Raw genomic sequence first — 12196 nt, forward strand, 5'->3', positions numbered from 1 at the left:
GAGATCGGCGAATCCGTCGCCGTTGAGGTCGCCGGTGGCCGCCATGTGGCCTTGCGCCGGGTCAGATGGGGCGGGAGATCCGGTGAGGCCTCAAAGTCCTCGGGATTGACGAAGATCCAGCCCCCAGTCTCGCCGCTCTGGGCGAACGTGACGTTCACATGGTCCGGGGCGCCGTCGCCGTCGAGGTCGCCGAGCCGACGGAATCGCTGAAGGATTCGTTCGCAACCGCCGAGCCGCCGTACGTGCCGGTGCGGCTGAAGGGCCCGGCGAAGCGGACGCTGCCGTGCCACCTGTCGACAAGGACCTCGTTCGTGGCGCCCGAAGGGCCGCTCATCGCGGCGATGTCGATGCCGTAGTACAGCGGTTCGAGCCCTGCGGCGCCCGCGGCCGGCAGGTCGGTGCCCGTTGTGAGCCCGCCACTGCTGCCCCACAGGACGGTCACCGTCCCCGCATTGGTGCCCTTCGTCGTGTCCTCGTACAGGGAGGAGACGATCAGGTCGGCGTACCCGTCCCGGTTCAGGTCGGCGGTGGCGGTGGCGCCGCCGAACCGGTCGTACGCCTCTGCCGTGCCCGGAACCCCCGTTGGTGTTCTGCGTGACGGTCTCGCGCCGGGTCGCCGACACTCCGGAGGCCGACCCGTAGAGCACGACGACCGCCCTCCACGTCTCAGGCACGTGCCGCTCCGGACGGTCGACACCGATCTGGGACTCGCCCGGCCCGATGTCTGCTCATAAAGGTGAGGCGAGGTTGCGCAGTTGGTCGACGAGGGCGGGCTGGGGCAGCGGGACAGTGCAGTTTTGGGGGTGGTGTTGGCGGGTGGAGTGTAGACGGAGCTGGTCCGTGCTGGGGGTGAGGAGGGGGAAAGTGGTGCGGTCGCCGCACAGCAGCGCGGTTTCGAAGTAGTGGCGCACCGAACTGTTTGCGCCAGCAGTCGGCGTCGTAGTTACTCGCCGCTGTGGGCGTGGTGGAGGAAGAGGCAGTATTCGGCGTCTTCGTGGCCTGCGCCGGCGGCGAAGCGCCACCAGAAGTGGGCGCCACAGGCGTCGTCGGCGAGGTGGAGCAGGCAGGCGAAGACGACTGCGCCGGCTTTGACGGCGTGCTGGTCGGCGATGAAGTCGGCGAGGTGATTGTCGGCGTTGGGCTCGAGGACCGCTTTGACCCCCGAGCCGCCGGGGTGCGTTGTGACTGTCGCGGGATCGGAAAAGCCGATACCCGGGTGAACGACAGGATGTTGCATGAGATACAGGACAGTTGCCGCCACTGCCTCAGCCGTCGGTGCGCTGCTGCTCTCCGCCTGCGGTGGCGGGCATGCCTCCGACTCGGCTGTCAAGGCAGGCACGAACGTGGCTGCCACTAAACCCGGACAGGAGCATGCCGACGGTACTGGGCTTGCCACGTTGGGCAATGAGGGCAACCAGATTCCCGGCGTCGAGAACCGCGCGGCCGATGCCACCCCCAACGGCTCTCAGACAGCCGGTTCCTTCAAGGTGATCGCCTTCTACAACGGCGACTACGACGCCGCGCACATCGACTTCGATCACGAAGCCAACGAGTGGTTCGCTCAGGCCGGCTCGCAGAACGGGTTCACTTACACCGCGACCACGGACTGGGGCAAGCTCAACAGCGGCAATCTGGCCGACTATCAGGTGGTGATGTTCCTCGACGACTACCCGCACAGTCCGGCGGAGCAGTCCGCCTTCCAGAAGTACGTCAGCGACGGCGGCGGCTTCATCGGCTTCCACGCCTCGGCCTTCAACAGTGACCCGAGCGACTGGCCCTGGTACCACAACACCTTCCTGGGCACCGGCTCGTTCCAGAACAACTCCTGGGGGCCCACCTCGGAGACCTTGAAGATCGAGGACTCCGGACACGCCGCGACCGCGAACCTGCCCAGCACCATCGAGTCCTCGGTCAGTGAGTGGTACAGCTGGCAGAACGATCTGCGGCAGAACCCTGACATCGACATCCTGGCGTCAATGGACCCCTCCACCTTCCCGATCGGCACCGACGACAGCCAAACGTGGCGCAGCGGCTACTACCCGATCGTGTGGTCCAACCGCCATTACAAGATGGTCTACAACAACTTCGGCCACAACGGGATGAACTACTCCGCCAACACGCGGACGTCGTCGACGTTCGCGAGTGACCAGCAGAACCAGTTGCTGCTGCAAGAGATCAAGTGGGCGGCAAGCCGGTCCGGCGCAGCCACCCCTTCAGCCACCCCTTCCGGCGCAGCCACCCCCCCTTCCGCGAGCGCTTCCGGGACGCTGCACGGATACGGCGGCAAGTGCGTGGATGTCCAGGCAGCGAGCGCCGTGAACGGCACGACGGTGCAGCTCTTCGACTGCAATGGCACAGACGCGCAGAAGTGGACCACGAGCGGCAACGGCACACTTACCGCGTTGGGCAAGTGCCTCGACGTGACCGGGGCCGGAACGGACAATGGCACGAAGGTGCAGCTCTTTGACTGCAACGGATCCGGGTCACAGGTCTGGCGGCTCGGCCCGAACAGTTCCCTCATCAACCCGCAGTCCGGCAAGTGCCTCGACGCCACCGGATTCAGCTCGGCCAACAACACACCACTGCAGATCTGGTCGTGCAGCGCGACGGACAACCAGAGCTGGGTCCTCCGCGCCTGAAAGCAGCGGCCCGGCGTCGTAGGACGGCTGGTGAGCTGTGCCGCGGGGCGGGACAACGAAGCTGGGGTCCGATACATGACGCACCGGACCTCACCCCGGCTTCGCGGCACAACGCGCCGTCCATGCGGCGGGACAGGCGTGCACAACGAGGCCGGCCCGACGCAGGCGCGTGAGCGACCGGCGGTCGTCCGGGGGCTCCCGGCCGGGCCTGGAGCCGGGCTACGACGAAACGACGGTCACCGATGCCGGCCGTGACGGGACAGAACAGGCTCGACGGCCCCGGCCATCGCGCTCTCAACGACAAGGGCCGACTGCTCTGGGTCTCGGCGGCCCGGCCCGGACTCGCCTCGGAGATCACCGCCTGCCGTCACGACCGGCTCACCGCCAGGCTGCGGGCGGCCAGCCCCGGAGCCATCGCCGACCTGGGATTCGTCGGGCTCGACGACAGCGCTCCCGACGCCGATCCGGCGGTGATCACTGGCTACAAGGCCGCCCGGAACCGGCCGCTGACGCGAGGTCAGAAGCTGTCCGACAAGGCCCTTGCCGCACTCCGGGCGCCGGTCGAGCACGGCTTCGCCCACCTGAAGAACTGGCGCGTCCTCGGCTAGGTACGCACCGACCCGAAGTGAGCAACCGCCCTGGTGAGGGCTCTGCTGGTCCTGACGAAGCCTCCCGGTGACCGACGATCTTCGCCGAAGTCATCCGGCCGGGACCAGCACGAGCATCCCTGACATCACGCACACCAGACCCGCCACCTGGAACTTCACGATGCACAGTGCTCAATGGGGCTCCCCAGCTCATCCAGTACCGGAGCGCTTGCGCGTAGCCGCGCCCTTCCTTTTCGAGAAGGTCCAAGGCGTCCTCCGGTCGCAGCACGCTGACGGGCGCCGGAACGGAACCGCGGAGGGGACCGCCGTGTCCGTCGCGGTCGAGATCATCGCCTTGAGGTGCGGCGGCAGTGGATTCCCGCTGGTCGACAGGACCGAGCCGATCCACCTCGGCTCCGACCTTTGATCGAGCAAGTGCTCCCACTGCGCAGCGGGGCATCGCATATGGTGAAAGGACCGTACAGAAATGCACCCGACGGAAGAATCGGACCGAGGGGACTGACGGCTCACAGGGACGGAGGGTGCCGCGGTGGGGACGTCACCCGACAACGATTCGACGTGGCCGACGCCGCGCCGCTGTTGCTGGACGCCAACGCGGCCGTGACCAGCTGGACCCCCGACGCCGCACGTCTGCTCGGCTACCCGGCGTCCGACGCCGTCGGGAAACCTGTGGCGGAACTGCTCATGCCCGAGGACGGCGCGTGTACCCGAGCTGGCCCAGCGGTGCCGGACAGACGCCGGATGGATCGGACTGCTGACGGCCCGGCACGGCGACGGGCATCCGGTCAAGCTGAAGGTACGGATCGTGCTGGCCCCGGAGACACGCCGCCAGGATCGCTGGCTGGTGCTCCTCCAGGAACTGGGCCGGGCTCCGGGATGGGACATGAGCCGGGGAATCCTCGAACGCATGGTGTCGCAGTCCCAGGTGGGCATGGCGATCCTGGACACCGACCTGCGGTACGTGTGGTCGAACGCTGCCCTGTCCCGATTCGGCGGAGGCGCAACGCGGTGGCGGTCGCAGCCTGCTACCGGCCGGCCGACGAGTTCACCGGACTCGGGGGCGACTGGTACGACGTCATCCCCCTGTCGGGAGCGCGGGTCGCGCTGGTGGTTGGCGAGGCCCCCGGATACGGCATCGACGCGGCCGCGGCGATGGGACACCTGCGCACTGCCGTACGCACCCTCGCCGACCTGGATCTGTCACCGGAGGAGGTGCTCGCTCACCTGGACGATCTGGTCGCCCAGGCAGCACGGGACGAGAGCGCCGAATCCGGCGCTCAGGCCCCCGGTGGCCGCCGGACCGTCGGAGCCTGCTGCCTGTACGCGGTCTACGACCCGGTCAGCGGTCGAAGCGCCATGGCCAGCGCGGGACACCCGGTGCCGGCCCTCATCAGCCCCGACGGCAACGTCAGGTTCGCCGAGCTGCCCATCGGGCCATCCCTCGGCGTGGGCGGCCCGCCGTTCGAGGCGGTGGAACTCGACCTGCCGGAAGGCACCACGCTCGCCCTGCACACCGATGGCCTCCTCACGGCCGACGGCGACGAAGACACAGACCCCGACATGGCGAGAGAGCGTCTGCGCCGACACCTGGAGCGCATCGACCCTTCACTCGACCACCAGTGCCGCACCGTAGTCGACGAGCTGGTTCCCGTCCGTCCCGACGACGACGCGGCCCTGCTGATGGCACGCACCAGGCGCCTCGGCGCCGAACAGGTCGCCTCGTGGGATCTGCCCACCGACCCGGCGGTCGTCGCCGAGGCCCGCAGAGCAAGCAGCCGGCAGCTCGCCGCCTGGGGGCTGGACGAGCTGGCCTTTACCACCGAGCTCGTGGTCAGCGAACTCGTCACCAACGCGATGCGGCATGCCGTCGGTCCCGTCCGACTGCGCCTGATCCTGGAGCGGTCCCTGATCTGCGAGGTGTTCGACGGCGGAGCCACCGTCCCGCATCTGCGGCACCCGAAGACCACGGACGAGGGCGGCCGTGGCCTCTTCCTGATCTCCCAGTTCACCCGGCGCTGGGGCACCCGCCATCTGCCGGAGGGCAAGGTCATCTGGGCCGAGCAGTCCCTCACGGAGCCCGTCGCGTGACCCGGCCGCCCTCACACCGTCCGCTGCACTCGGCGCGAGGCGTGCGTGCTCAAGCAGGTCCCATGAGCGACCGGACACCGCCGGCCGAGACCACGCCGGAGATGGCCGCTGCTCTGATCGCCGCGCCCGGCTATCAAGTCCGCCGCCTGTACCAGGCATATCTGGCGGTCTGGGCGCGCGAGGTAGACCCGATACTGACAGACCATCAGTTCACGGTACTGCAGACGGTCCAAGCCGATCCGGGCCGCGACCAGCGTTCCACGGCCGCCGCCGTGTCCCTGGACCCGTCCATCGTGGCGGACGTCGCCCGGCGCCGGAGGTCCTCGACCTGCTCGCCCGCCGCTCGGACGCCGCCGACGGCCGGCGCAAACTGCTCTACCTCACCGACGCGGGCGGCGAGGTCCTCCGCGAGGCCAAACGACCCTGCCCGCGTGCTCGACAAGATCCTCCTGGAGCCCTTCGACGAGTCGGAGCGTGCACCGTTCATGGCCAAGTTGCAAGGCTCGCCGACCGCTGGGAGCGACTGGTGGAGGGTGGCCCACTCCACTGCGGATGCTCACCCTGGCCCCGTGCACTGTGCGCCTTCGTGCACCAGAGTGTGCCCCACCGAGCTTGAGCAAAAGACGTCACTTGAGAGGGGCAACAGACTCCCCTCAGGCTTGCAGACATGCCTATACGTGTCCTTCATCGAAAGCACCGCAGGAGATTCCTGCTGACGTCCGCCGTATTGGCGTCCGTAGCCGGGATCGGCTTGGCGGGCACGCTCACTGGGCCTGCTGGTGCCGCGACGACCCCTGCGGTCGTCGACATGGGCGGATCGGTCCTGTCGCACCGCACCCCCGGAACGACCGGGGCCTTGGGCGTCACTTTCGGCTTCGACACCAGGACACTGGCCGGTGGCCCGTACCAGAACGAGAAAAATCAGATTTACAACTTCCCGCTCTACCAGGCGGCCCAGGGATCGACGGCTCAATTCTGGGACAACTACGTGGAGGAACTGGTCTCCGCCGGCGTCGACTTCGTCGCGATGGACACCCGCGGATATGTTCCCGGCTCCGCTGTACCCAACCAAGGCGGGGACCCGCGTGCGATCACCGACCTGGTGGACGCGATCAATCGGGGTGGATACGCTGACAGGCTCAAGATCGCCGCGTTCGACGACACGCCTGCGTCCATGACGGACAAGAAGAACCAGATCAAGCACCAGACCGGCGGTTACACACCTGTCTTCGACATGGGAGACACGTCCGGCTCCGGCGAAGGCGGCTACCAGTATCTCTGGGACAACGACCTCAGAGCGTACTTCCAGTCCGTACCGGACAACCTGCTCTACAAGGTGCACGGACAGCCACTCGTCTACCTCTGGTCCGACAACTCGTTCGCCTTCACCAACCAGGGCGACGGCAACTCCGCCAGGATGCTTCAGCACGTCCGCTCGCGGGCGCAGACCGACTTCGGGCAGAACCCGTACCTCATCGTCGACAACAGCTGGCTGAAGAACGACTCGGCGGTGTCGAGCGTCGTGGACGGTGCGAACAGCTGGTTCGGCGTGCCCAGTCCGTCCTACACGAACCAGACGTTCAACGGGGAGTCCTACGGTGTCGCAGTGCCCGGCTTCCACTTCGTTTCGGGGACGAGCAACATGGTGATCGACCCCAATCACGGGCAGACGCTGGTCAGCAACCTCGAGGCCACGGTCAACGGCGGCAACAGCGTCACGCTGCTCGAAGGGTTTACCGACTGGCAGGAAGGCGCCGGTCTGTGGCGAACCAGGAACGCCGCCTACAGCACGACGCAGCGCGACTATCCGAACCAGAACATCAACATCGTGCGCCGCTATTCGAACAATCCCTTCCCCACCGACATGGTCGTGCAGGCGGAATCGGCGGATACCGTCAATGACACCACGGCCAGCAATCTCTGGAACGTCTACCGGAGCGACGATGTTGACGTACAGCCGACCACTGACACAGGGGGCGGCTGGAACGTCGGCAGTGTCGCCGCGGGTGAATGGCTGCAGTGGGAAGAGGTGCCGATGCAGGGCACCGAGACCCTGAAGGTCCGCGTCGCTACGCCGAACAGTGGCGCCCAGATTCGCTTCGTTGTCGACGGCGTCGCCGGGCCCGTCGTGGACGTGCCGAACACCGGGGGCTGGCAGACCTGGCAGACCGTCGACGCGGGCACTTTCCAGTTCTCCCCTGGCACCTACCACACTGTGCAACTGCAGCAGGTGACGGGAGGCCAGAACATCAACTGGTGGCAAGCCAAGGCAGCCTCGATCACCGGCTACGGCGGCAAGTGTGCCGACGTCGCGGGAGCGGACACAGCCGACGGCACCGCCATCCAGCTCTATACCTGCAACGGAACCGCCGCGCAGACGTGGACCAAGGCAGCGGACGGCAGCCTGAAGGCGCTTGGCAAGTGCATGGACGTCACTGGCGGCGGCACGGCCAACGGCACCAAGGTGCAGCTCTACACCTGCAACGACACCGGCGCCCAGCAGTGGCGGCCGGGGGCCTCGGGCAGCCTGGTCAACCCGCAGTCCGGACGGTGCCTCGACGCCACCGGGCCGAGCTCGGCCGACGGCACCCGCCTGCAGATATGGGACTGCGCGGGCAGCGCCAACCAGAGCTGGATCCTGCCCAGCTGACACATGTGGTCAGTGACCGGACTGAACGTGTGACGCGGGCCGGCCTCCTAGTGCTGGATTCCGCTTTCGGTGGGTATAGCTGCTGGTAGCGGGGCGATTGCGGGTACTCGGGGGCGGGTGCTGGGTCATGGTGCTGAGGGCACGGCCGGGCCGTGACGAGGGCGAGCAAGCGGTGGTCCACCGCCTGGCGTCGGCCAGAAAGGCGCCGAAGGATGTGGTGGAGCGGTGCCGGATGGTGGAGCTGAGCTGGGACGGGTGGCTGGTCCCGCAGATCGCCGACGAGCTGCGGTGCAGTCAGAAGACGGTGCGTCGCTGGCTGCACCGCTTCAACCGCTTGGGGCCGGAGGGCCTGGAGGATCTGGGCGGGCAGGGCCGCAAGCGAAGGATCACCGAAGCCGAACGCTCGAGGATCGTCGGCCTGGTCAGGCAGACCCCACCCGGCCGACTCTAGGTGCAGCCGTCGAACGAGATGTGGGCCGCCAAAGAGTCAGGGCCCTCGGAATGGACCTTGGACACGCTGGTCGCCGTGGCCCGGGACCTGGGCATCGAGGTCAGCCGCTCCCAGGTGCGCCGGATTCTGCTCGCGGAAGGGGTCCGCTGGCGGCGCACGCGATCCTGGACGCGCTCGAAGGATCCGGACTTCGAGGGAAAAGGACGCGGATCGTCGAACTCTACACCAGCCCACCCGCCGGCGCGACGGTGGTCTGCGCCGACGAACTCGGCCCGGTGATCCCCCGCGCTTTCCCACCGGCACCGGGCTGGTCGCCGGACGGGCACCGCATCAAGAACGAGATCGACTACTCCCGCGGACCGGAGAAAACCTGGGTCTACGGCGCCTTACGCGTCCGCGACGGTCAAGCGGTCACGATGACCGCCACTTCCCGCAACAGCGCCTTCTACCAGCAATTCCTCCAGTTGGTCGAGGAAGCCAACCCCGCCGGGGACATCTACGTGATCACGGACAACCTGTCCTCTCACAACAGCGTGTCCACCCGCACCTGGCTCGAGGACCACCCACGCATCAAGCACGTCTTCATCCCGGTCGGCGCCTGCTGGCTCAACCTCCAAGAAGGCTGGTGGCGCATCTTCCGCAAGACCGCCCTGGCCGGACGCTCCTTCGGCGACCCAGGACACATCACCCACGCCACCAACGTCGCCACCGACCAACTCAACTCCCGTGCCCGACCCTGGATCTGGGGCAGACCCACACCACCCACCAGGCACTTACGCCGCCGCTATGTGTACTTCCTTTGAGGAATCCAGCACTAGACAAACCACATTGGGAATCACTGAACGGCGCAACAAGTTCGGAGCCCCGCAGCGTGAGAAGGGCCATGCCCTCAGAGGACACTCGCTTGGGATGAACTCATGGCGCAGGCAATCCGTAGTGGCAGGTGGGTCTGCTCAAGAAAGCAGCCACTACACGGATGAAAAACAGACGCAAGAATAGACGTGGTCGAACCCACTCAAGATATCGACCTAATACATCAAGAAATGAGATAGCCAATGGGATCAGGCGTCGAGGCGGAATTCCCAAATATCTTGAACCTGGAATCAGAAGATAGCCCGCTTAATCTCCGTGGAGAATTGCTTGCAGAAATCCGCCCTACCATTCCAGGCGCCCTCCACGTTCGGATTGTCGCCGAAAACGAAGATATGTTCACCGATAGCACCGGTCGCCTATTTCAAAACGAAGCTTCGGCTCAAAGTGGAGGAAGAGGGTCAATCGAGGAGGAGGAGGTTGTAATCCCTGAGATGATTGTCGGCATATCTAAAGATGGCGCATACGAACGCTATCCGAATGATGCCAACGGTATGCACCAGGCGTTCGCCTACTTTGACGAACGTATGCGCGCCGTTCAGGGCGAACCCGGTAATATGGATTCTGTGCCCCTGACGAATATTCTGCCCCCCCAGGATGGCTGGTTGTATACGGAGCTCGGGCGAACTGCCTCAATAGGCCCGCCCGCCATCGGATCTGCGCGCACTGGAACCCACAGCATTCACTACAGCATTGGGGTCCCCCTTTCGACTAGTTATAATTTTTTGAAGTACTTGAATTCTAACACCAGGAGGCACACAGGTAACCAACAGCAGCTCAATGACGCGCGCAGGAACCTTAACTCCGCCCTGGGATTCGCCGACGCTGTCGCCGCCAGGTTCGCTCATCAAAAATTCTTCGGGATGAGTGCCCCGCCGTATATTGCGCAGTACGCAGCACGCTATGCGAATATCCCAGATCGCCACGTTCAGGAGGTACGCGGTGCGGCAGCCGTGCTCTACTCACTCGGCGCGGCAGCCGCCCATACATCAACCTATCCGGGTAATGCCAAGGATAATGCAATTGCGCTCGTGCGGCATAATCCTAACTCGCTTTTTGGGCAACTGTCCCCAGATGCTCGTCAATGGCTGACTACAAACGCCCGGAACATCATTGCAGGGTTTGATTCCACTTACTCCCGCGACCACCCAAATCAAGTTAGGGATTACAATCAAAACATGCACTACAGTCAAAACATGCACTACAGGAGTAAACTGGCAGATCAACCAAGCAACGTTCGCCTAGCCATTGATGACACATTTACGGTCGGCGACCTTATCTCCAGTGGGCTAGTAGAAAACTATGGCAAGCGGACCGAGCTAAAAGACACATTCACTTCTACGGTAGTGCCCATCGACAACAATGGGAGAATTCCACTCATAGTCTTCGAGGCGAGATACTTCGGGGAAAGGAATGTTTCGGCTGAAGACTTCCGCACCAATCACTCTGCGCTCTCAACGATGGCCGCCGAGGCGCAACACAACGCAGCTGCGCTAATGCATCCGAATGAGCATGTATTGCGTACAGTTAACGGAGAAAACCAATACCTTGCTTCTCAACTGGCTCTCCACCCCCCTGTTTCCGGGCAGTCATCCCGCACGCATACTCATGGGTCAACGCAATTGTACCCGCCGTCTACACGTCGACACCAGCCAGGCCGCACTAGGGGGCGTTGAGGCGGCACATGAGGTTTGCGCAAGTAAGACGTGCAGATCAATAGCCCGTAGCTTTCCAGTCGACGGTTCGTTGGTCTGGCATGAGAGGCCGTTGTCCTATCCGTCATGAGGACGGTTCTGATCGAACGGGATCCCTGGTTGGGTGATCTTGGCCGGGTGGACGCATGAAGGCAGGGCCTCAGGTGCAGCGCGAGGGTTGCGAAGCCAACTCGACTGCAGGGAGGCCCTGTTGACCCAGTCCTGCGTCCCAGTCCCGTCCAACTCGCGTGTGTCGGTGGTGATCATGAAGCACTACCCGCCGGAGTTCAAGGCGGATGCGGTCGCGCTGTACCAGTCTCGGCCCGGAGCGACGACGGGGTCAGGGCCGACCCAGGGTGGTCCCGGCAGGCTGGAGCTACATCGTCACGCCGTGCACCATGCATTGCATGGTAGGTGGTATGGCAAGCAAAGGCAGCTCAGGAAGGGCTGAGCCGACGGCGACCAGGAGAGTGCGAACCGTCTTGCCCGCCTGGTCGGCCCCTTCCTCCTGCGCCGCCGCAAGTCCTGCGCGGCCTGGTGATGAAGCTGCTCACCGGCCTCAAGCAGGTCTGCAACCACCCGGCGCAGTACCTGAAGGAGAAGAACACGAAGCTCGTCGGCCGCTCCGGCAAACTGGAGCTGCTCGACGAGCTGCTGGATGCGATCGTGGCCGAGGACGGCTCAGTGCTCGTCTTCACCCAGTACGTCGAGATGGGCCGGCTGCTGGAGCAGCATCTCGCAGCCTGCGGCATCGCCGCGCAGTTCCTGCACGGCGGAACGCCGGTGAAGCAGCGCGAGGAGAGGGTCGACCGCTTCCAGCGCGGCGAACGGCAGGTCTTCCTGCTCTCCCTCAAGGCCGCCGGCACCTGCCTCAACCTGACCCGCGCCGGTCACGTCATTCACCTCGACCGCTGGTGGAACCCGGCGGTCGAAGAGCAGGCCACCGACCGCGCGTACCGCATCGGCCAGACCCAGCCGGTGCAGGTGCACCGCCTGATCGCGGAGGGGACGGTCGAGGACCGGATCGCGCAGATGCTTAAGCAGAAGAAGGGGCTCGCGGACGCAGTGCTGAACCATGGCGAGGCGGCACTCACCGAACTAGCCGAACTGGTAACGATGCGCCACAACACCACGCCCTGGAGCACAGACCGTCAGCGCACCACGAGGGGAAGCCGCAGGTGAGCCCGCGCCCGACG

At 65.3% G+C, this 12196-nt stretch carries 8 protein-coding genes and 3 pseudogenes; 8 read left to right on the forward strand and 3 right to left on the reverse strand.

The genetic code is table 11. The features are described from left to right. Positions 1 to 154 precede the first annotated feature (154 nt). From AB0I54_RS43840 to AB0I54_RS43850, 3 genes and pseudogenes are all read right to left on the reverse strand, one after another. A complete protein-coding gene (locus AB0I54_RS43840) occupies positions 155 to 442 on the reverse strand; it encodes a hypothetical protein (RefSeq protein WP_363301970.1) in 288 nt (95 codons plus the stop codon). A gap of 39 nt (positions 443 to 481) precedes the next feature. Beyond that, positions 482 to 697, reverse strand: a pseudogene (locus AB0I54_RS43845) (FG-GAP repeat protein); the annotation flags it as partial. Positions 698 to 943: 246 nt separating this feature from the next. Beyond that, positions 944 to 1237, reverse strand: coding sequence for a hypothetical protein (locus AB0I54_RS43850; protein WP_363301961.1), 294 nt, complete (start codon positions 1235 to 1237; stop codon positions 944 to 946). Between the two features lie 160 nt (positions 1238 to 1397). Between AB0I54_RS43850 and AB0I54_RS43855 the strand changes: the two genes are divergently transcribed. From AB0I54_RS43855 to AB0I54_RS43890, 8 genes and pseudogenes are all read left to right on the forward strand, one after another. Beyond that, a complete protein-coding gene (locus tag AB0I54_RS43855) occupies positions 1398 to 2639 on the forward strand; it encodes a ThuA domain-containing protein (RefSeq protein ID WP_363301962.1) in 1242 nt (413 codons plus the stop codon). Positions 2640 to 2890: 251 nt separating this feature from the next. Further along, on the forward strand, positions 2891 to 3247 hold the full coding sequence (locus AB0I54_RS43860; RefSeq protein ID WP_363301963.1) for a transposase family protein: 357 nt from the start codon (positions 2891 to 2893) through the stop codon (positions 3245 to 3247). Positions 3248 to 3691: 444 nt separating this feature from the next. Next, positions 3692 to 5335, forward strand: a pseudogene (locus tag AB0I54_RS43865) (SpoIIE family protein phosphatase). An 808-nt stretch (positions 5336 to 6143) separates the two neighbouring features. After that, positions 6144 to 7985, forward strand: a complete 1842-nt coding sequence (locus tag AB0I54_RS43870; RefSeq protein WP_363301964.1) for a DUF5010 domain-containing protein — start codon at positions 6144 to 6146, stop codon at positions 7983 to 7985. A 127-nt stretch (positions 7986 to 8112) separates the two neighbouring features. Next, a complete protein-coding gene (locus AB0I54_RS43875; RefSeq protein ID WP_363301965.1) occupies positions 8113 to 8436 on the forward strand; it encodes a helix-turn-helix domain-containing protein in 324 nt (107 codons plus the stop codon). A gap of 248 nt (positions 8437 to 8684) precedes the next feature. After that, on the forward strand, positions 8685 to 9239 hold the full coding sequence (locus tag AB0I54_RS43880) for a transposase (protein WP_363301966.1): 555 nt from the start codon (positions 8685 to 8687) through the stop codon (positions 9237 to 9239). A gap of 252 nt (positions 9240 to 9491) precedes the next feature. Next, positions 9492 to 10982 (forward strand): hypothetical protein, encoded by a 1491-nt coding sequence (locus AB0I54_RS43885; RefSeq protein ID WP_363301967.1) that lies wholly within the window; start codon positions 9492 to 9494, stop codon positions 10980 to 10982. A gap of 487 nt (positions 10983 to 11469) precedes the next feature. Further along, positions 11470 to 12182, forward strand: a pseudogene (locus tag AB0I54_RS43890) (C-terminal helicase domain-containing protein); the annotation flags it as partial. Between the last annotated feature and the right edge of the window lie 14 nt (positions 12183 to 12196).

It is taken from the genome of Streptomyces sp. NPDC050625 (genome assembly GCF_040654755.1).
GTDB lineage: Bacteria > Actinomycetota > Actinomycetes > Streptomycetales > Streptomycetaceae > Streptomyces.

Bases quoted from the DNA above. Each gene is read 5' to 3' on its own strand.
- AB0I54_RS43850 (WP_363301961.1), bottom strand. From the start codon at position 1,237: ATGCAACATCCTGTCGTTCACCCGGGTATCGGCTTTTCCGATCCCGCG.
- AB0I54_RS43870 (WP_363301964.1), top strand. From the start codon at position 6,144: ATGGGCGGATCGGTCCTGTCGCACCGCACCCCCGGAACGACCGGGGCC.
- AB0I54_RS43875 (WP_363301965.1), top strand. From the start codon at position 8,113: ATGGTGCTGAGGGCACGGCCGGGCCGTGACGAGGGCGAGCAAGCGGTG.
- AB0I54_RS43885 (WP_363301967.1), top strand. From the start codon at position 9,492: ATGGGATCAGGCGTCGAGGCGGAATTCCCAAATATCTTGAACCTGGAA.